This is a genomic window from Mesorhizobium sp. IMUNJ 23033, from assembly GCF_044778005.1.
Lineage (GTDB): Bacteria > Pseudomonadota > Alphaproteobacteria > Rhizobiales > Rhizobiaceae > Mesorhizobium > Mesorhizobium amorphae_A.
Window position 1 is genome coordinate 267850 of sequence record NZ_JBJACT010000002.1, and the last position, 18916, is coordinate 286765.

Genomic DNA, 18916 nt, shown 5'->3' on the forward strand with positions numbered 1-18916 from the left:
CCGGTAACCGTCAATGCGCGGCGGAGCGCGGCTGGCTGGCGCGTTCGATCGCTTCGTTGACCACCAAAACATTCCGCGCCATGCGCTCCGACGCAGCGTCGATCATCTTGCCGTCGAGGGCGGCCGCTCCCTTGCCCGCTGCCTCGGCCTCCTTCAGCACTTCGAGGATGCGCCTGGCGCGCGTGACCTCCTTTTCCGGAGGCGAGAAGACGTCGTTGGCGAGCGCGATCTGCGAGGGGTGGATCGCCCATTTGCCCTCTATGCCGAGTGCGGCGGCGCGCTTTGCACCGGCGATATAGCCCTCCGGATCCGAGAAATCGCCGAACGGCCCGTCGATGGCGCGCAGGCCGTAGGCCCGGCAGGCGACCGTCATGCGCGACAAAGCGAAATGCCACTGGTCGCCGGGGTAATCGGGGTTTAGCCCGCCGATATTGACGGTGCGCGCCTTGCAGCTGGCCGCATAGTCGGCGACGCCGAAATGCATTGCCTCCAGCCGGCCTGGCGTGGCGGCGATGGCCTCGACATTGGCCATGCCGAGCGCGGTTTCGATCAGCGCTTCGAGGCCGACTCGAGTTTTGAAACCCTTGGCCATCTCGATCTGGTTGACCATGGCCTCGACCATGTAGAGGTCGGCTGGAACGCCGACCTTCGGCACCAGAATCGTATCCAGCCTGTCGCCGGCCTGTTCCATCACGTCGACCACGTCGCGATACATGTAGTGCGTATCGAGGCCGTTGATGCGCACCGAGACGGTCTTGCCCTTGGCGCGCCAGTCGATGTCGTTGAGCGCCTGGATGATGTTCTTGCGAGCCCGTTCCTTGTCCGGCGGCGCGACGGCATCTTCGATGTCGAGGAAGATGAAGTCGGCGGCGCTGTTCGCCGCCTTGTCGATCATCCCCGGGCTGGAACCGGGAACCGCCAGTTCGCTGCGCTGCAGCCTCAGTTTCTTCAGGTGGTTGATCGTGTGGCTCATGGTGCGCTCCGGGATCAGGCGGCTTCGGCGATGGCGGACTGAGGCGAGCGACGGAAATGCGCGATCGCGGCTCCGACGCCGGAGCCCGGCGCCAGCTTGACGCCGCAGTCGAGCAGCGCCAGTTCGGCGGCGGACAGCGAGGCCAGCACCATCACCTCGTTCAGCCAGCCGAGGTGGCCGATGCGGAAGACCTTGCCGAACACCTTGTTGAGGCCGCCGCCGAGCGAGGTCTGGTACTTCTGGTAGGCATGTTTGACGACGTCGCCGCTGTCGATGCCTTCCGGCACGAGGATGGCGCTGACCGTGTCGGAATGCCATTTCGGCGCCTTGGCGCAAAGCTTCAGGCCCCAGGCGTCGACTGCCTTGCGCACGCCTTCGGCCAGGCGATGGTGGCGGGCGAAGATGTTGTCGAGCCCTTCGTCGGCGATCAGGTCAAGCGAGGCGCGCAGGCCGCGCAGCAGCTGCGTCGCCGGCGTGTAGGGGAAATAGCCGGCGTCATTGGCGCGGATCATGTCCTCGAAGGAGAAGAAGCAGCGCCGGTGGGTAACCGTCCTCGAGGCGACGAGCGCCTTCTTGCTTACCGACAGGAAGCCGAGACCGGCAGGCAGCATGAAGCCTTTCTGCGAGCCGCTGACGGCGCAGTCGACGCCCCATTCCTCCTGGCGGAAATCGATCGAGCCGATCGACGACACGCCGTCGACAAAGAGCAGCGCCGGGTGGTTTGCCGCGTCGAGCGCGGCGCGGCAGCCGGCGACGTCGCTGGTGACGCCGGTGGCGGTCTCGTTCTGCGTGCAGAAGACCGCCTTGATGCGGTGCGCCTTGTCGGCCTTCAGCCGCTCCGCATAGAGCTCGAGCGGCACGCCGGTTCCCCATTCGCAGTCGATCACGTCGACCTCGAAGCCGAGACGTTCGGCCATGTCGACCCACAAATGCGAGAACTGGCCGAAGCGCGACATCAGCACACGATCGCCGGGGCTGAGCACATTGGTCATCGCCGCTTCCCAGGCGCCGGTGCCGGACGAGGGATAGATGAAGACGCGGCCGGTTTCGTTCTTGAAAACTTTCTTGATGTCCTCGAACAGCGGCAGGGTGAGATCGGGGAACGAGGCGGCGCGCATGTCCTCCATTGGAAGGTTCATCGCTTGCCGGACCTGTTCGGGGATGTTGGTTGGCCCCGGAATGAAAAGATGGGTGAAGCCGGCCATGCTGCGAACTCTCCTCTGATCCAGCAAAATTGATGAGGGGAGTCTCGTTTTTACGGCGGGCGGCAACAACACCTTGCCGGGTAAGATCTCGCCGCGCGCGGGTGGGGAAAGCCTACCCGGTCGGCCTACCCGAATGGCTGCCCTGACTGCGGCGCCTTTCGCTCGAATAGAGCGCGACAGCCATCGCCCGGTTGCGGACGTCGAGCTTGTCGTAGAGATTCTTGAGGTGGTACTTCACCGTGTTCTCGGAAATCCCTGTCCGCGTTGCGATCTGAAGGTTGGTCCAACCGTCGGAAAGCACCGCCAGCAGTTCGCGCTCGCGAACCGTGAGTTGCGACAGCGGCGTGTCGTTGACCTTGTTGATGTCGATATAGGGGATGCAGATGCGGCCATGCGCAACCGCCAGGATCGTCTCGAAGATGATCGGCGGGTCGTCGAACTGGAAGCAATAGCCATGCGCGCCGAGCCGCACGCATTGCTTAAGGATGCCGATATCGTGGTCGTTGGAAAACACCGTGATCCGCACGTCGAGCCTGCGGCTCTGGATCTCGGCCAGAACATCGGCGCCGTCCATGTCGGCGAGCTTCCAGCCGATGACGGCGACGTCGAATTGCGGCTCTGCCGCCAGGTCCAGGAGTTGCTTGCCGCTTTGCACGGAGCCGAAAAATTCGAAGCGCCCGTCGCATTCCAGCATTTCGCGCAGCGCCGATACGACGAGCGGATTGCGTTCGGCGACGACGACGCGCACGCGCCGCTCGCCGATTGCCTCACTCATTCTCTGCGACTTGATCTTCAAGGGCTTCCTCTGGACCAATTTGCGGGCGTACGGGTTCCGTCGCGTCTCTGGATCCCCGTGACGGTAATTCTGCCCCAATGGCAAATGGGTGCTCTTTCCCTAGCGACATGCATTGTCGCGCTGCTTGAACCCGGTTTTGCATCTCGGGCAGGCCATAAACCACGGCCTGGCACCGCGGAAAATGGTCGGATTTCGTCGGGGCTTCCCTGACCGCTCAGTAACGCAAATGTAAGGTCGACACGCTATTGCTCACTTGGTCACGCATGTTCAATTTCGGCGGATCAGCATGTCCTTATCTTCTGAAGTCTCGGACTACAGTCCGGCCGGCAAATGGTCGCTGAGATTGGCCTTCTTCATCGTCACATACGTGCTGATCTCATTTTTCTTGAGTCCGGCGACTTTTCTCACCCTCGGCCTGATCTACGTCGACAAGTTCGCTCGTGCGGTCCCGATATTGCTGGTTGGCAGCGCCGCTGTCGCGGGACTGCTTTATGGCCGGGACGCGCCGACGAAATATGCAATCAACTGGGTTCGGACGAGATGGTGGAACTGCCTGCCGGTGCTCCTGTTCTTTCTCGCCGGCGTGACAGCGTTCTCCAACTTCAAGATCCTGATTCCGACGGTCCTTCCGTTTTATGCCGACGCGTGGCTTGCCGATCTGGACGAGTGGATACACGGCGCGGCACCGTGGGAATTGGCGCATCGCCTCGACAATGGGCTTTGGGCGTTTTTCATCTTCAATATCTATGAGGTGGTGTGGTTCGCGCAGTGGTTCGGCACGATCCTGCTGGTGGGCATGTGGTCGAACCCGATCGCACGCATCCGCTATCTTTGGGCGGTGGCCTTGACCATCTCGATCGTCGGCACCTTGCTTGCGCTCCTGTTGTCGTCTGCTGGTCCCATCTACTACGACCACTTTGTCGGCGGCGATCGCTTCGGCGGTCTGAGGGTCGCCCTGGCCGGCCTGGAGTCCAGCGTCGTCGTGCGCGAATATGCCGACTATCTCTTGATGCTCTATACGACGGGACATACAGGCCTGGGCGGAGGCATTTCGGCCATGCCCAGCCTGCATGTGGCGCTTGTCGTGCTGAATGCCCTTTTCCTGTCGTCCCTGAACCGTTGGGCTGGCGCTGCCGGCTGGATCTTCGCGGGTCTGATCCTGTACGGGTCGGTCTATACCGGATGGCACTACGCTGTTGACGGCTACGTCGCTATCGCCGTGGTGTCGGTGATCTGGTGGGCGACCGGGCGCCTCGTGCGCGAATAGCAAGCGCCGCATTGCCGGCTTCGAAACGCTGGCCACGCGGGGCAGGGCGCGTTTCGCTTGATATTCCCATGCGTTAGAGCAAAAGCTTCTCAAGCCGAATCGTGCCGCCGCCCTATCTTGGGTCCGAGCATCGGATTTTCCCAAAACCGGTTTCCCCTTTGGGTCCAATGCTCTAGACCTGACAAGCACCCTTTCCGGAATCGTGATGGCGGGAGGCGCTTGTGGAAGGCCAGAACGAACAGGAGATCCGGTCCGCCGAGGGCGCCGATATCTATGGCGAGGACGGCGCCGTTCAGTCGTCGTTTCTGGCGCATGTCGGCGCGGCGATCGCCGATCGCGATACGCTGACGCTGAAGCGCGAAGTCGGCGACCTGCACCAGTCGGAACTCGGCGATCTGCTCGAAGCGCTTCATCCCGAGCAGCGTCGCGCGCTGGTCGAGCTGTTGGGCGCCGACTTCGACTTTTCCGCGCTGACCGAGGTCGATGAAGCGATCCGCCTCGACATCGTCGACAATCTGCCCAACGCACAGATCGCGCAGGCAGTGCAGGAGCTCGATTCCGACGACGCCGTCTACATTCTGGAAGACCTCGACCAGGAGGACCAGGACGAGATCCTGTCCCAGCTGCCATTCACCGAGCGGATCAGGCTGCGCCGCTCGCTGGACTATCCGGAAGAGACGGCCGGCCGCCGCATGCAGACGGAGTTCGTCGCGGTGCCGCCGTTCTGGACGATCGGCCAGACCATCGACTACATGCGCGAGGACAAGAACCTTCCCGATCGCTTCAGCCAGATCTTCGTCATCGATCCGAGCTTCAAGCTGCTTGGCGCCATCGATCTCGACCAGATCCTGCGCACCAAGCGGGCGGTGAAGGTCGAAGAGGTCATGCATGAGACAAGACACGCCATCCCGGCCACCATGGACCAGGAAGAGGCGGCGCGGGAATTCGAGCAATACGACCTTCTCTCCGCTGCCGTTGTTGACGAGAACGAGCGGCTGGTCGGCGTGCTGACCATCGACGACGTGGTCGACGTCATCCAGCAGGAGGCCGAGGAGGACCTCTTGCGCATGGGCGGCGTCGGTGACGAGGAATTGTCGGATACCGTGCTCGCCACCTCGCGCTCGCGCGTGCCCTGGCTGCTCGTCAATTTGCTGACGGCGTTCCTCGCTGCGTCGGTGATCGGCCTGTTCGACCATACGATCGAACGCATCGTGGCGCTGGCGGTGCTGATGCCGATCGTGGCAGGCATGGGCGGCAATGCCGGCTCGCAGACGATGACGGTCACGGTGCGGGCACTGGCGACCAAGGATCTCGACATCTACAATGCCGGCCGCATCATCCGCCGCGAGATGGGGGTGGGCTTCATCAACGGCATCGTCTTCGCGGTGCTGATCGGCATCGTCGCGGCGGCATGGTTCCGCGACCCCAATCTGGGCGGCATCATCGCGGCGGCGATGATCATCAACATGTTCGTAGCGGCACTGGCCGGCATCCTGATCCCGCTGCTGCTCGACCGGTTCAAGGTCGACCCGGCGGTGGCTTCCGCGGTTTTCGTCACCACAGTCACCGATGTCGTCGGCTTCTTCGCCTTTCTTGGGCTGGCGACATGGTGGTTCGCCGTACCCTGAAGCTTCAATTGACTTTTACGTAAATGCCGTGCGAGGCTCGCCAGGGGTTTTATGCCGATTCCGGCATGGAACGGGTTTTGATCGGGATGGCAGGCGGCTGCGCATGGCGGGCGTCCTGGCCATCCGGCATTGGGAGCGAGAATGCGGGAATATTATTCGATCACCGAACTGACCCGCGAATTCGATGTGTCGACGCGGACGCTGCGCTTTTACGAGGACGAGGGCCTGGTGCAACCGGTGCGGCGCGGCCGCACCCGGCTGTTTCGTCCGTCCGACCGGCATCTGATCCGCCAGATCATGCGCGGCAAACGGCTCGGCTTCTCGATCAACGAGATCCGCGAAATCATCCAGATGTACAAGGAGCCGCCCGGCGAGGTCGGCCAGCTCAAGCTGATGATCAAGCGCATCGAGGAAAAGCGCGAGGATCTCAGGCAGAAGCGCCGCGACCTCGAGGAGACGCTGGCCGAACTCGACCAGGCTGAAGAGTCCTGCGTCGAGCGGCTGGTGGAGCTCGGCGTCAACACCTGAACACGGCCGTTTTGATAATTCTACTCCAGCGGCCTTAGCGAGCCCTGAACTCAAATCCAGCGCCGCACGCGTTTGGCGTAGTCGCGGTATTTCTTGCCGAATTTTGCCGCCAGTATCTTTTCCTCCTTTTCGATCGCCAGCTTCTGCGTCGCAAAGGCGGCGATGAAGGCGAACAGCAGGAACCAGACGATCCCAGTGATAAAGGCGACGCCGATCAAAAGCAGCGTGTTGGCGAGATACATCGGGTTGCGGCTGACGGAGAAGGGGCCGGAGGTGACCAGATGGTCCGGCACGGCGTTCGGATTGAATGTGGTCTTTGCCCGCAGCATGACGCGGATGGCGGTGAACCACAGCGCGGCGACGCCGAACAAAGCCACCCAGCCGGCGGCGAAGAGGATCTCGCCCAGCAGATCGCCGATCCATGGCAGCGGATAGAGCAGGCCGAGCATGACGCTGATGATGATTGCCGCGACATAGATCAGCGGCGGCCATGGGATGAGCCCGGGTTTCGGGGTGACGTCGGTCATTGTTGGCCTCCCTCCATCAACGTGCTGTCGGTCTTGGCGGTGCAGACACCGGCGAGATCGCCCAGATGTGCTTTGAATTCCGGGGTCTGGTCGCCGTTGTAGAGCCGGTCGAATGTCGCTTCGCTCTGCAGCGTATCGAGCATGCACACACAATAGCTGGAGCAGAACTCGGTGTCGCGCTGCTGCTCGCAGGATATCTGACAGGATTTCAGGAAGGTGACTTCGCGCGTTTCGACCGGCGCCGGCGCGATCTGCGAAAGCAACCAGACGGCGCCGAACAGCAAGGGCTGGTGGATCAGATAGAAGGCGAGGCTGTGCCGGCCGATGAAGACCAGCGGGTTCGACCAGCGGCCGGGTGCAAGGTCGGCCAGCCGGGCAAGCAAGCCAGACGCTGAAGCGAGCTTCGCCGCGGCTATGCCCAAAAGTACGGCGCCGAACCAGGGGAACAGCGGCACATAGTCGTTGGAGCGCGGATTGGTGGCCGACAGGCCGACCCACCACAGCGCCGGATGGTCGAAGAATTCGGACCGCAGATAGAATGGCGCTGCAATGACGAGCGCCGCAACGACGATCGTCAGCAGCGCCGGCAGCCGCAGAAAGGCAAGGCCGAGCAGGCTGGCCAGCGCGATCTCGTGCAGGATGCCGAAGAAGATGACGCCGCCCGGCGTAACGAAGTGGGTGACAGCCGATATGGCGAGCGCCGCCGCGGCGACCATGACGAACCGTTTCCAAAAACCCGGCCAACGAATTTGCCTGCCATGGGCGAGGAACAGGCTGACGCCGACCAGGAATAGGAAGGTCGAAGCGATGCAGCGCGCATAGATCTTCCACCAGCCGAAGGCGGTGAGGCCGGGATCGGTATAGCCGAAATTCTCGAGATCCCAGGTGAAATGGTAGCTCGCCATGGCCAGCAGGGCGATGCCGCGCACGATGTCGATGGTTGTGATGCGCCTCGACTTCGACGGGTCCTGAACGGGTTCTGCCGGCGTTTGAAGGCTCATCGTCTCGCATTCCGATTCACTGGTGCCAAACGACTATCACGGTTGCACAGGGCAAAAGAAGGCGGGCCGCCGCCGCTTCCGCGTCAATCTCCCGTTTGACTTCTTCCTTCCGGTTCGAAGCCGCATCGGAATTCGCTTTAGGCCAGTGGCGGAAAGCCTTTGGCCGGTTTCGCTTTTCGGCTTGAGCGGGTCGATTTCCTGCTACCGGCTAGCCACTGGTCCGGCCAGATTTGACCGGCGATTCCACGGCCGGAGGGTCAATGTCCACCCATGTGCGCCATCCGATCTGGCTTCCGGCTCTCAGGCCGGCGGATGCGCGCACCTTCGCCTCGCTCTATGCGGTCGAGTCCTTCGCCCGCGCCACTATTTCCAGCGTCATCCCGATCCAGGCCTACGAGATCCTGCACAACGAGCAGGTCGTCTCGATCCTCTACACCATCGTGGCGCTGCTCGGGCTCTCGGTGACATTGTTCATGCCGATGCTGATCCGCCGCTTTGCCCGGCGCTGGGTCTACACAGCCGGCGCCTGCCTGCTCGCCGTAGGCTCGCTGTTTTTCGTCACGCATACGCTGACCGGGCAGCTCATCGGCATGCTCTGCCGCGTCATGGGCGCCAGCGCGCTGTCGATCACGCTCAACCTCTACATCATGGATCACATCCGCAAGACCGACTTCATGCAGGCGGAATCGCTGCGCATGGCGTGGTCGATGTTCGCCTGGACCGGTGGACCGACGCTGGGAATCTTCCTCTACACCAGCTTCGGCATCGCTGCCGCGCATGGCGCGGTCGCGATCTTTGCCCTGGCGCTGCTCGTGCTGTTCTGGACCTACCGGCTCGGCGACAACCCGTCGATCCGCCCCGGCAAGAGCCGACCGGCCAACCCGCTTGCCAATATCGGTCGCTTCGTCGCGCAACCCAGGCTGAGGCTTGCCTGGCTGATCGCCTTCGGCCGCTCCTGCTTCTGGACGACGTTCTTCGTCTACGGGCCGCTGTTCATGGTCATCGCCGGCGAGGGCGAACTCGCCGGTGGCCTGCTGGTGTCGGCAGGCAACGCGCTTCTGTTCACGGCGATCTTCTGGGGCAGGGCCGGAAAGCGCTATGGCGGCCGACGGACGATGACATTTGCCTATTTCGCCATGTCGGCCACGCTTCTGGCGGCGGGTGCGGTGGGCGAAACCGTGCCGCTGCTTACCGGCGCCTTCCTGCTGTGCGGGGCCTTCTTCGCCATTGCGCTCGACGCACTCGGCTCGACCGCCTTCATGCGTTCGGTCAGGTTCTATGAGAGGGCGCAGATGGCGGCGGTCTATCGCACCTATCTCGACTTCTCCGAGCTGACGCCGCCGCTGGTCTATTCGGTGGTGCTGGCGTTTTTCGGTCTGGGCTCGGTCTTTGCCACGCTCGGGTTACTTGCCGCTGCCTGCGGGTTCGTCACCTGGCGCTATCTGCCCAAATCGCTTTGATGTTCAGGCCTTGGGTGAGACTGCGCTGTGACGCACGCGCACCCAGTTGTGAAAACGGTGCAGGTCATACTCCTCGGGCATCAGCACGCCGGCCGCGTGGCGCAGCGAGCGCAGGCCCTTCTGGTTGACCTCGCAGATCGCTGCGTCTTCTTCCAGAACCTGCCGGCCGAAGGCGACGATGTTGTCGATGTCGGCCTGGGGTGCTGTCAGCGCTTCGGCCGGAAACAGCCATTCGGCGGTGAGTTCGGTCTGCTCCGGGCCAAGCGGCACCAGCCGCACTGTGCGGACATAGTCGACATGGCCGACGATGAACATCGACGGCAGGCTGGTGGCGTAGGTCTGCCCGGCGGCGCGTTCGGCCGGCGTCAGGCCGGCAAAGACCGGGCCATGTGCTTGCCCGTCGCGCGACCAGGTTTCGGCGCCTGCGCGCAGGCCGCCGGAAAATTCCGGCGCATCATTGTCGGCGTGACGGGCCCATTCGGGGTCGTCGTGCCTGCCCATCAGGCCGCGGCCATAGATCGGCACCAGCCGCGACAGATCCTTGTGGACGCCGGGGCAGTGCAGGCACTCGTTGAAGTTCTCCCAGAAGATCTTCCAGTTGCAGCTCATCACCTTGCGCAGCACATGACCTGATACCAGCGTTTCCAGCGGCCAGTTGGCGACGTTGCCGGAAGCGGGATCGAAGGAGGTTTCCGCTGAGCCGCCGGCATCTTCCTCGAGATTGACGAAGACGAAACCGCGCCATACCGACAGCGCCACGCGGTAGAGCGGATGATCGGCCTTGTCGAAGTCCTCGGGCAGCGACTTCGACGTCACGCGCACCAGATCGCCGCGCAGCGAATAGGACCAGGCGTGGTAGGGGCAAGTGATCAGCCGCGCCTTCAGCCGGCCCTCGCTCTCCTGGCAAAGCTGCGAACCACGGTGACGGCAGGTGTTATGGAAGGCGCGCAATTCGCCGGTGTCGTCGCGCAGCACGACGATCTCCTGGGTGCCGACACGAAAGGTCCTGAATGCCAGCGGCTGGCCAAGGTCGGCCTCGCGGCAGACCAGCAGCCAGCTTTTGTACCAGATGGCGTCGAGATCGCGTTGGTAGGCATGAGCGTCCCAATAGGCCGGCGACGGCAGCGTCGGCTCGAGACGCGTCAAACAATTATAGAGGTCGCGTTCCGTCTGATCGGGTTGCATGGCTGGCTCCCTGGATGGAGCAGCCGACACCCGGCCGGGACCTTTGTCAATTGGCGCGCGCCGCCGCCATTGTGGCTCGCGATCGCGAACTTTATGGTCGATTCATCCTCTCCGGCATTCCGTTGGTCGCCCAGGTCGCAAGTCATGTCCGCAAGAACGATGTCGCTCACGCAAGAGCTGGTCGCCCGCTGCCATCGGCAGGTCGAGGACACCGGACCAGACCCGGACGCCGCGCATCTGGGCGACAGCGACTATGAGGCGATGGTGGACGCGCTCGAGGCGGAACTGCCCGCCACCGAGCCACTGTGGCTGTTCGGCTATGGGTCGCTGATCTGGAAGCCCGAAATCGATCATGTCGAGGAGCGGGTGGCGGTGGCGCGCGGCTGGCACCGCTCCTTCTGCATGAAGATGACCCGCTGGCGCGGCACCAAGGATCAGCCCGGCCTGATGATGGCGCTGGACCGCGGCGGGCAATGCAAGGGCGTCGCCTTTCGGCTGGGCGATGGTGATCGGCGCCAGCAACTCGACAAGCTTTTGCGGCGCGAAGTGACGCTGAAGCCGACCAGCTACCATCCGCGCCTGCTCACGCTGGCGAGCGACAGCGGGCCGCTCAAGGGCTTGGCTTTCGTCATCAACCGCAAGGGCACTACCTATGCGGGGCCGCTCGACGAAGACGAGGTGGTCGAAAGGCTGGCGACGTCGTGCGGGCACTGGGGCTCCGGCGCCGATTATCTCTACAACACGGTGAAGAATCTGGAGCAGCGCGGCATTCACGACCGCCATCTGTGGCGGTTGCAGCATCTGGTGGCTGAGCGGATCGCTGCATTGCGGGGATAGAGCTATGCGCCGCTTTCGCGATGGCCGGTGGCGGAATTTGGTTTGCCGGGCGCGGCGATTCTTCGTATAGTCACGAACTGTCGTCGGTTCCGTTTGGAGCCAAGAGGGAATGCGGTGCGGGCAAAAAAATCGCCCAATGCCGTGGCTGCCCCCGCAACTGTGTGCGGTAGTCCTCTCCATAAGCCACTGAAGATATTTCTTCGGGAAGGTGGGGAAGGGCGCTGATCCGCGAGCCAGGAGACCTGCCGGCGACAGGGAACTGACTTCTGTGCCCTCGGGTGGAGGGCGAAAGGACAAGACATGAATACCGCTTCGGTCTCTCTCGGCGCTTCCGTCTCCTCGCAGTCGCGTTTCACGCAGCTCGTGCTGAGCGCGTTTCTGGGCATTTTCGTCATCGGCGTTGTCGGCTTCTCGCATATCGATGCGGTCCACAATGCCGCGCACGACTATCGCCATTCGATGGCGTTTCCCTGCCACTGACGAGGATTTGACATCATGAATCTGTTTCGCAACGTCGTGTTCATCGCGGCGATCGCAGGGCTCGTGGCCGGCGTCGTTCTCGCCTGCATGCAGGCCTTCGCCACCGTGCCGCTCATCCTGAAGGCCGAGGTCTATGAACAGGCCGGAGGCGGCCACCAGCATGAGCATGCCGCGGCGCCGGCGGCGCCGGCCGCCAACGCTACGGATACCAATGCCATGAGCAGCGCCGCACCGGCGCCGGCTGAGGCGGCGGCTCCGGCGGAGGGCGAAGGCTGGGCGCCGGCCGATGGATTCGAGCGCTTCGCCTTCAGCGTGCTGGCCAACATCGTCACCGGCATCGGCTTCGCACTGGTCCTGGTCGCGGTTTCGGAGTTTGCCGGCGGCATCGGCAACTGGCGCCAGGGCGTGTTCTGGGGGCTGGCCGGTTTTGCCGCGTTCACGCTGGCGCCGGGCCTCGGCCTGCCGCCGGAACTGCCGGCCATGCCGGCAGCCGACCTCACCGAACGCCAGATCTGGTGGTGGGCAACGGTGGCGGCGACCGCAGCCGGTCTCGGCCTGATCGCCTTCCGCAAGTCGCTGCCGCTGGCGATCCTGGCCGTGGCCTTGATCGTAGCGCCGCATATCGTCGGCGCGCCGCAGCCCGACAGTTTTGAGACGCCGATCCCCGAAGGCTTGCATCACCAGTTCGTGGTGGCGGTGACGGTGACCAACCTGGTGTTCTGGCTGGTGCTCGGCGCCGTCGTCGGCGTGGTGCGCGGACGCTTCACCGGCACGGCGACCAGCCTGCGCGACAGCTTTGCCTGATCGCAAAGGATTGACCTTCATCATCGGTGGTGCGCGCTCCGGCAAGAGCGCGCATGCCGAAACTCTGGTGACGGCAGGGCCGGCGCCCTGGACTTATATCGCCACCGCGGAAGCCTATGACCAGGAGATGCGCGAGCGCATCGCGCTGCACCGCTCGCGGCGTGGTGAAGGCTGGGCGACCGTGGACGCGCCGCTCGATCTTGTCGGCGCGCTCACGGCTTTGCCCGACGGGCAGCCGGTGCTGGTCGACTGCCTGACGCTGTGGCTGACCAACCATATGCTGGCCGAGAACGACGTCGAGGTCGAATGCCTGCGGCTGGCGGATGTGCTGTCGCGGCCGCGCGGGCCGTGGTTTGTGGTTTCCAACGAAGTCGGCCAGGGTATCGTGCCGGACAATGCGCTTGCCCGTCGGTTTCGAGATGCCGCGGGCCGCCTCAACCAGCAGGTTGCGGCAATTGCCGACACGGTGCTGCTGATGGTGGCGGGGCTGCCGCTGAAGGTGAAGTGAGATGACCGATATCGATCCCAAGGACGAGGAACGCCATCGCGCCAAGATGGCCAAGCGCAAGGCGGTGCAGGATGCCGAGGTGGCGGGCAAGACGATCGAGAAAGGCCTGCTGATCGTCAACACAGGTCCGGGCAAGGGCAAGACCACGGCCGCTTTCGGGCTGGCGCTTAGGATGCTCGGCTACGGCAAGCGTGTCGGCGTCGTCCAGTTCATCAAGGGCAAATGGCACACCGGCGAGAAGGAAGCCTTCGCTGCCTTCGGCGACCGCGTCGTCTGGCATGCGATGGGCGAGGGTTTCACTTGGGAAACGCAGGACCTGAAGCGCGACATCGCCGCCGCCGAGGCCGCCTGGGCGAGGGCGCTGGAACTGATGGCCGATCCGTCGATCAGCCTCGTGGTGCTCGACGAACTCAACATTGCGCTGCGCTATGACTATCTCGATCTCGACAAGGTGGTCGCAGCGCTGAAAGGCCGGCGTGAAGGCCTGCACGTCGTCGTCACCGGACGCAACGCCAAGCCGGCGCTGGTCGAGGCCGCCGATCTCGTCACCGAGATGGGCGTGACCAAGCACCATTTTTCGGCCGGCGTGAAGGCGCAGCAGGGGATCGAGTTCTGAGTGCCTTACCCTCCCACAAGGGGGAGGGTAAGGCGCGGCTCAGAACGTCAGGTAGATGAGCACCACCGATAGGATCGCAAACAGCCCGATCAGCAGATAGTCGGCGATCCGGTAGAGCTTCAGTGCCCGCCTGATGTCGGTGCTATCGGCCTCGCGCCGGCCGCCTTCGCCCATGAACGCGTCGTCGACGACAACGCCGCCATAGCTGCGCGGTCCGGCCAGCGCCAGACCAAGCGCGCCGGCCATTGCTGCTTCCGGCCAGCCGGCATTGGGCGAGCGGTGCTTTCTCGCGTCGCGCCGCACGGCCTGCCAGGCGTTGCGCGGGTCGGTGCCTTTGACGATGAAAGCGGCGAGCACGATCAGCAGCGCCGTCAGCCACGAGGCCGGCAGGTTGATGAAATCGTCGAAACGGGCGGCCGCCCGTCCAAAAGCCTCGTGGCGCGGGGTGCGGTGGCCGATCATCGAATCGGCGGTGTTGGCGGCCTTGTAGGCGACGCCGCCGGCCAGCCCGCAAACACCGGTCCAGAAGGCGGGGGCGACGATGCCGTCGGAAAAATTCTCGGCCAGGCTCTCGATCGCGGCGCGGGCAATGCCCGGCTTGTCGAGTTTTTCCGGATCACGGCCGACGATGTGCGAGACGGCGATGCGGCCGAGCGTCAGCCCGCCTGTATCGAGCGCATCGGCCACTGCCTCGACATGCTCGGCGAGGCTCTTCTGCGACAGAAGCGACGATGCCAGAATTGCCGTGACGAGCAGGCCGGCGGGAAAGATCTGCCAGAGCAGGATTTGCACGGCGAAAGCGATGGCCGCCGGCACCAGGACGATGACCAGCAATGCCTTGACGCCCCGGCGGCGACGCAGCGCGTCGGAATCAGTGGCGTGGTTGAGCCTGCGGTCGAGAAAGGATATCAGCCTGCCAAACCAGGTGACGGGATGGCCGATGGCGCCAAACAGCCAGTCCGGGTAACCCAGGATACGTTCGATGGCTAGCGACAGGAAGGCAATCAGGATCGACATGAAGCTTTCTGATGGAGCGATGGCTGCAGTGGATCATGGCGGAAGCCTTGGCCGGGCGAGCGCGCTCTTCCCTCGCGCGCCACAGCCTTTCGTCGATCTCTCGACGGGTATCAATCCGCACTCCTATCCGCTTTTCGATTTGCCCGCCACCACCCTGTCGCGATTGCCGGAAGCGGCGCGTGCCCGTGAACTGGCCGAGGTCGCGGCGCGCGCCTATGGGGCGCCGTCGGCGGCCAATGTGGCGGCGGCGCCCGGCACGCAGATCCTGTTGCCGCGCGTCGCCTCGCTGGTGAGCCCCGGCAAGGCGCTGGTGCTTGGGCCGACCTATGCCGAACACAAAAGGGCGGCGGCGATCGCCGGCCATGCGGCGGCCGAGGTCGATGATTTCGAGGCGCTGGCCGGGGCCGACCTCGCCATCGTGGTCAATCCCAACAATCCGGATGGCCGTGTCGTCGGCCGCGGCAGGCTGCTCGAGCTTGCCGGAAGATTGCGCGCCAAAGGCGGGCTGCTGGTCGTCGACGAGGCGTTCATGGATGTCGGCCCACGCGCCGAAAGCCTGGCCGGCGATGTCGGGCAGGGCGGTATCGTGGTGCTGCGCTCCTTCGGCAAGTTCTTTGGCCTTGCCGGCCTGCGGCTCGGCTTTGCCTTGGCCGACACGCTGGCCGTCGAGAGGCTGGAGGCGCAATTAGGGCCGTGGGCGGTCGCCGGCCCTGCGCTCGACTACGGCCTCCGCGCGCTGGCCGACACGGATTGGCAGACCACCATGCGGCAGCGCCTGGCGCAGGATGCGGCGCGGCTCGACGCGCTGTTCGGCCGCTTCGATGCGCCTGTTGCTGGCGGAACGACGCTGTTTCGTTATCTTCGCCTTACGGATGCGGCCGGTTTGTTTTCCGCGCTTGGTGGGCGCGGCGTGCTGCTTCGGCATTTTGCCGACCGGCCACAGGTGCTGCGTGCCGGGCTGCCCGGCTCCGACGAGGAATGGCAGCGGCTCGAATCGGCGCTTGCCGACTGGGCCGCGCGGCGCGACGATGGGCCGAAGGAGATCGCGCCATGATCCATGTCTGTTCGCTGGCGAAAGTCGAGGAGACCGTGGCGAGAACCGGCGCCGAGCGTCTGCTCTCGCTGCTTGCCGCCGGCACCGAAGTGATACGACCGGCCTCGATCGCCAGGGAGAACCATCTGCATCTGGTGATGCACGACATTGCCGTCGCCCAGGAAGGCATGACCATGCCGGGCGAAGAGCATGTGCGAAACCTGCTCCAGTTCGCGCGCCAGTGGGATCGTGCGAAGCCCATGGTCGTCCATTGCTATGCCGGCATCAGCCGCTCGACCGCCTCGGCCTACATCATCGCCGCAGCACTGGCACCGAAGCGCGATGAGGCGGAATTGGCGCAGACGCTGCGGGCGCTGTCGCCCTCGGCTACGCCCAACCCGCGGCTGATCGCCGTCGCCGATGCCTTGCTTGATCGCAATGGCCGCATGATCGGGGCGATAGAGGCGATCGGGCGGGGCGCTGATGCTTTTGAAGGCACGCCCTTCGAGTTCAGGATCGATGGCTGAACGTCTCGCAGGACTTTGCTGATTTAGGTCAGCCAGTCGACGAGCTTCGCCTTGCGGACATCCTTCAGCAGGCTGATGAAACCGTCGGCCTGGTGTTCGGCGGTCAGCCGGCCTTTCTCCGCGGAGGCGATGCTGGCGTCGCCGACCACGCCGTTCGGGTTGAGGTCGCTGGCGATCCAGGCGAAGGCATGCGTGCCGGTGTGGCGCAGCAGTGCGAATTCCTTTTCCGCTCGGCTGACGTTGGAAACGAAATTGTCGGCCTTGCCCATGTCGACCAGATCCGGGCGGAAGTGCAGCATCAGCGAGGTCTCGACATCGCCGCCATGGATGCCGTGGCGGTCCTCCAGTTCGGTGTACATGCCGGCCGGGCGGCCAAAGCGCTGCCAGCTCGTCTTCACCGCCAGCATCCTGGCGCGCACGCGCAGTTCGCGCGTGATGATGCCCATGATCTCCTCATTGCCGCCATGCGAGTTGACGACGACCAGCTTTCTCACGCCGGCGCGCGCGACCGACAGGCCGAGTTCGGTCCAGGCATCGACCAGGGTCGTCGCCGGCAGAGTGAGGGTGCCTGGCGCATGCAAATGCTCGTTCGACTTGCCCACCGCTTGCACCGGCAGGACGCGGATGTCGAGATCGGCGGGCAGGCGCGATATGACAGTTTCCAGCATGCCGTTCATGATCGAGGTGTCGGTCGAGACCGGCAGATGCGAGCCGTGCTGCTCGATCGCCGCCACCGGCAGGACGGCGATCGTCGCTTCCGGGTCGATCGTGGCGTATTCGGTGGTTCGGTAGTCGCCCCACCACACGCGTCTGTTTGCAACGGTCATGTTTGCCTCTTTCATGTGACCGAGACCTAGCGCGCCAGACAGCGCCTGTCGATCATGCCGCGGCGATGACCTCGATCTCGACCTTGAATTCGGGCCGGGCAAAGCCAGAGACGATCATCAGCGTCGAGGCCGGCGCCGGGCTGGAAAACAGCCGATCGCGGACGTCCATGTAGGGTCTGAGAAATGCGCGGTCGGTGACGTAGGCGTTGATGCGCACGATATCCCCGAGTCCGAGCCCTGCTTCGCCGAGGATCGCCGAAATGTTCTGGAAGCAGAGTTCGGCCTGGGCGCCGGCATCTTCAGGGATCTGGTCGTCAGCGGTGATCGCGACCTGACCGGAACACAGCACCAGGCGTTTTCCTGCAGGCACTTCGACGCCATGGCTGTAGCGGGCGAAGGGCGGCTTGATCGACTTCGGCGTGAGGAATTTGAACATGGCAATCTCCGGTTTTCGGCAGCCTAAGGCCGGATCGCACGCCGCTTCAAGATGCGGTGCATGTGATCGGGGCGATTGTGGACAGCCGTTCAAAAAATAGGCACGATGCCTCCCATACAGCATGACCCGTCATGGCTTGGCGCACGCCTGCTGCGCAGGCTGGCGGCCCCCGGCGGTGGCATGTGTCTTGCTTCTTGAACCAATGGTGTCCAGCCCGGCGCGCGGCGCGCCGGAGCAAACAGAGGGTGGTGTCGATGTACGGAAAAGAGAAGATCACGGCGGGCGCAATCGTCCTGCTTGCCGCCAGCACGCTTGGGGCTGCGGCGAACGAGAAAGTCACCTTCGGCACCAATTGGCTCGCCGAGCCCGAGCATGGTGGCTACTACCAGGCGGTGGCGGACGGCACCTACGCCGCCTGCGGCCTCGACGTCACCATTTCGCAGGGCGGTCCGCAGGTTAGCGGACGGCCGTTGCTGCTCGCCGGCAAGCTCGATTTCTATATGGGCGGCAATTTGCTGTCGGCTTTCGATGCCGTGCAGCAGGGCATTCCGATGCGCGTCGTGGCCGCCGACTTCCAGAAGGACCCGCAGGTCATCATGTCCCAGCCTGGGCAGGGGCTGGACAAATGGGAGGACCTGAAGAACGCCGAGCAGTACATCCTCGGCGACGAGGGCGCGCAGACCTTCTTCCAGTGGATGGTCACCGAGCTCGGCTTCGATGCCGCCAAGCGCGTGCCCTACACATTCAATCCCGCGCCGTTCATCGCCAACAAGAAGTCGATCCAGCAGGGCTATGTCACGTCTGAACCATTCGCCGTGCAGAAGCAGGGCGGCTTCGTGCCGAACCAGTTCCTGCTCGCCGATTATGGCTGGGACACTTATGCGACCACGGTCGAGGTGATGCAGGAGACGATCGACAAGCGGCCGGAGGTTGTTCAGTGCTTCGTCGATGGCTCGGCCAAGGGCTGGTACAACTATCTCTACGGCGACAACAAGGCCGCCAACGACATGATCAAGAAGGACAATCCGGACATGACGGATGAGCAGATCGCCTTCTCGATCGATCAGCTGAAGAAATTCGGCGTGGTCGATTCCGGCGACACGGAAAAGCTCGGCATCGGCGCGATGACCGAAGCGCGCATCCAGAGCTTCTACGACAAGATGGTCAAGGCCAAGGTCGCGCAGCCGGGCATCGACATCAAGAAGGCCTATACGCTCGCCTTCATCAACAAGGGTGTCGGGCTGGACCTGAAGAAGTAATC

The 18916-nt window shown here is 63.9% G+C and carries 21 protein-coding genes and 1 riboswitch; of the genes, 12 read left to right on the forward strand and 9 right to left on the reverse strand.

Features of this window, described 5'->3' with window-relative positions; genetic code table 11:
• Nucleotides 1-10: 10 nt before the first annotated feature.
• From ACFX5Q_RS04575 to ACFX5Q_RS04585, 3 genes are all read right to left on the reverse strand, one after another.
• Nucleotides 11-973 (reverse strand): HpcH/HpaI aldolase/citrate lyase family protein, encoded by a 963-nt coding sequence (locus ACFX5Q_RS04575; RefSeq protein WP_404275741.1) that lies wholly within the window; start codon nucleotides 971-973, stop codon nucleotides 11-13.
• Nucleotides 974-987: 14 nt separating this feature from the next.
• Nucleotides 988-2178 (reverse strand): aminotransferase class V-fold PLP-dependent enzyme, encoded by a 1191-nt coding sequence (locus tag ACFX5Q_RS04580; protein ID WP_404275742.1) that lies wholly within the window; start codon nucleotides 2176-2178, stop codon nucleotides 988-990.
• Between the two features lie 112 nt (nucleotides 2179-2290).
• A complete protein-coding gene (locus ACFX5Q_RS04585; RefSeq protein ID WP_404275745.1) occupies nucleotides 2291-2953 on the reverse strand; it encodes a LuxR C-terminal-related transcriptional regulator in 663 nt (220 codons plus the stop codon).
• Nucleotides 2954-3227: 274 nt separating this feature from the next.
• Here ACFX5Q_RS04585 and ACFX5Q_RS04590 point away from each other — a divergent pair, with 274 nt between their 5' ends.
• The 3 genes from ACFX5Q_RS04590 (at nucleotide 3228) to ACFX5Q_RS04600 (ending at nucleotide 6397) form a co-directional block, all read left to right on the forward strand.
• Nucleotides 3228-4241 (forward strand): phosphatase PAP2 family protein, encoded by a 1014-nt coding sequence (locus tag ACFX5Q_RS04590; RefSeq protein WP_404275747.1) that lies wholly within the window; start codon nucleotides 3228-3230, stop codon nucleotides 4239-4241.
• 221 nt (nucleotides 4242-4462) lie between these two features.
• Nucleotides 4463-5869: a magnesium transporter gene (gene mgtE, locus ACFX5Q_RS04595; RefSeq protein ID WP_404275749.1), complete on the forward strand. Its 1407-nt coding sequence runs from the start codon at nucleotides 4463-4465 to the stop codon at nucleotides 5867-5869.
• 141 nt (nucleotides 5870-6010) lie between these two features.
• Nucleotides 6011-6397: a MerR family DNA-binding transcriptional regulator gene (locus tag ACFX5Q_RS04600; protein WP_006203215.1), complete on the forward strand. Its 387-nt coding sequence runs from the start codon at nucleotides 6011-6013 to the stop codon at nucleotides 6395-6397.
• Between the two features lie 50 nt (nucleotides 6398-6447).
• Here ACFX5Q_RS04600 and ACFX5Q_RS04605 read toward each other — a convergent pair whose 3' ends face one another.
• Together ACFX5Q_RS04605 and ACFX5Q_RS04610 are read right to left on the reverse strand one after the other, a co-directional pair.
• On the reverse strand, nucleotides 6448-6924 hold the full coding sequence (locus tag ACFX5Q_RS04605) for an isoprenylcysteine carboxylmethyltransferase family protein (protein ID WP_192180987.1): 477 nt from the start codon (nucleotides 6922-6924) through the stop codon (nucleotides 6448-6450).
• The gene (locus ACFX5Q_RS04610) at nucleotides 6921-7925 is read right to left on the reverse strand and encodes a DUF1624 domain-containing protein (RefSeq protein ID WP_404275753.1); all 1005 of its coding nucleotides are present in this window, start codon (nucleotides 7923-7925) and stop codon (nucleotides 6921-6923) included. The genes ACFX5Q_RS04605 and ACFX5Q_RS04610 overlap by 4 nt, the downstream gene beginning before the upstream one ends.
• Before the next feature lie 260 nt (nucleotides 7926-8185).
• Between ACFX5Q_RS04610 and ACFX5Q_RS04615 the strand changes: the two genes are divergently transcribed.
• A complete protein-coding gene (locus tag ACFX5Q_RS04615; protein ID WP_404275755.1) occupies nucleotides 8186-9385 on the forward strand; it encodes an MFS transporter in 1200 nt (399 codons plus the stop codon).
• A gap of 3 nt (nucleotides 9386-9388) precedes the next feature.
• Here ACFX5Q_RS04615 and ACFX5Q_RS04620 read toward each other — a convergent pair whose 3' ends face one another.
• Nucleotides 9389-10570 (reverse strand): aromatic ring-hydroxylating dioxygenase subunit alpha, encoded by a 1182-nt coding sequence (locus ACFX5Q_RS04620; RefSeq protein WP_404275756.1) that lies wholly within the window; start codon nucleotides 10568-10570, stop codon nucleotides 9389-9391.
• Between the two features lie 144 nt (nucleotides 10571-10714).
• On the opposite strand from ACFX5Q_RS04620, the gene ACFX5Q_RS04625 reads away from it, so the two are divergent.
• The 5 genes from ACFX5Q_RS04625 (at nucleotide 10715) to cobO (ending at nucleotide 13815) form a co-directional block, all read left to right on the forward strand.
• Nucleotides 10715-11407, forward strand: a complete 693-nt coding sequence (locus tag ACFX5Q_RS04625) for a gamma-glutamylcyclotransferase (RefSeq protein WP_404275758.1) — start codon at nucleotides 10715-10717, stop codon at nucleotides 11405-11407.
• 67 nt (nucleotides 11408-11474) lie between these two features.
• Nucleotides 11475-11672: riboswitch (cobalamin riboswitch) on the forward strand.
• A 35-nt stretch (nucleotides 11673-11707) separates the two neighbouring features.
• Nucleotides 11708-11887: a CbtB domain-containing protein gene (locus tag ACFX5Q_RS04630; RefSeq protein WP_404275760.1), complete on the forward strand. Its 180-nt coding sequence runs from the start codon at nucleotides 11708-11710 to the stop codon at nucleotides 11885-11887.
• Between the two features lie 15 nt (nucleotides 11888-11902).
• The gene (locus tag ACFX5Q_RS04635; RefSeq protein WP_404275762.1) at nucleotides 11903-12691 is read left to right on the forward strand and encodes a CbtA family protein; all 789 of its coding nucleotides are present in this window, start codon (nucleotides 11903-11905) and stop codon (nucleotides 12689-12691) included.
• On the forward strand, nucleotides 12684-13199 hold the full coding sequence (cobU, locus tag ACFX5Q_RS04640) for a bifunctional adenosylcobinamide kinase/adenosylcobinamide-phosphate guanylyltransferase (RefSeq protein WP_404275764.1): 516 nt from the start codon (nucleotides 12684-12686) through the stop codon (nucleotides 13197-13199). The genes ACFX5Q_RS04635 and cobU overlap by 8 nt, the downstream gene beginning before the upstream one ends.
• A 1-nt stretch (nucleotide 13200) precedes the next feature.
• Entirely contained in the window at nucleotides 13201-13815 is a 615-nt protein-coding gene (gene cobO / locus ACFX5Q_RS04645) for a cob(I)yrinic acid a,c-diamide adenosyltransferase (protein WP_404275766.1), read from the forward strand.
• A 39-nt stretch (nucleotides 13816-13854) separates the two neighbouring features.
• Here cobO and cbiB read toward each other — a convergent pair whose 3' ends face one another.
• Nucleotides 13855-14832, reverse strand: coding sequence for an adenosylcobinamide-phosphate synthase CbiB (gene cbiB, locus ACFX5Q_RS04650; protein ID WP_404275768.1), 978 nt, complete (start codon nucleotides 14830-14832; stop codon nucleotides 13855-13857).
• On the opposite strand from cbiB, the gene cobD reads away from it, so the two are divergent.
• Both cobD and ACFX5Q_RS04660 read left to right on the forward strand, forming a co-directional pair.
• A complete protein-coding gene (gene cobD, locus ACFX5Q_RS04655) occupies nucleotides 14831-15886 on the forward strand; it encodes a threonine-phosphate decarboxylase CobD (RefSeq protein ID WP_404275848.1) in 1056 nt (351 codons plus the stop codon). The genes cbiB and cobD overlap by 2 nt on opposite strands.
• A complete protein-coding gene (locus tag ACFX5Q_RS04660) occupies nucleotides 15883-16392 on the forward strand; it encodes a tyrosine phosphatase family protein (RefSeq protein WP_404275770.1) in 510 nt (169 codons plus the stop codon). Before cobD ends, ACFX5Q_RS04660 begins: the two co-directional genes overlap by 4 nt.
• 23 nt (nucleotides 16393-16415) lie before the next feature.
• Here ACFX5Q_RS04660 and ACFX5Q_RS04665 read toward each other — a convergent pair whose 3' ends face one another.
• Nucleotides 16416-17219, reverse strand: coding sequence for a creatininase family protein (locus ACFX5Q_RS04665; RefSeq protein WP_404275772.1), 804 nt, complete (start codon nucleotides 17217-17219; stop codon nucleotides 16416-16418).
• Between the two features lie 52 nt (nucleotides 17220-17271).
• On the reverse strand, nucleotides 17272-17655 hold the full coding sequence (locus ACFX5Q_RS04670; protein WP_404275774.1) for a RidA family protein: 384 nt from the start codon (nucleotides 17653-17655) through the stop codon (nucleotides 17272-17274).
• Nucleotides 17656-17909: 254 nt separating this feature from the next.
• Here ACFX5Q_RS04670 and ACFX5Q_RS04675 point away from each other — a divergent pair, with 254 nt between their 5' ends.
• Nucleotides 17910-18914 (forward strand): ABC transporter substrate-binding protein, encoded by a 1005-nt coding sequence (locus ACFX5Q_RS04675; RefSeq protein ID WP_404275776.1) that lies wholly within the window; start codon nucleotides 17910-17912, stop codon nucleotides 18912-18914.
• The last annotated feature ends 2 nt before the right edge of the window (nucleotides 18915-18916 follow it).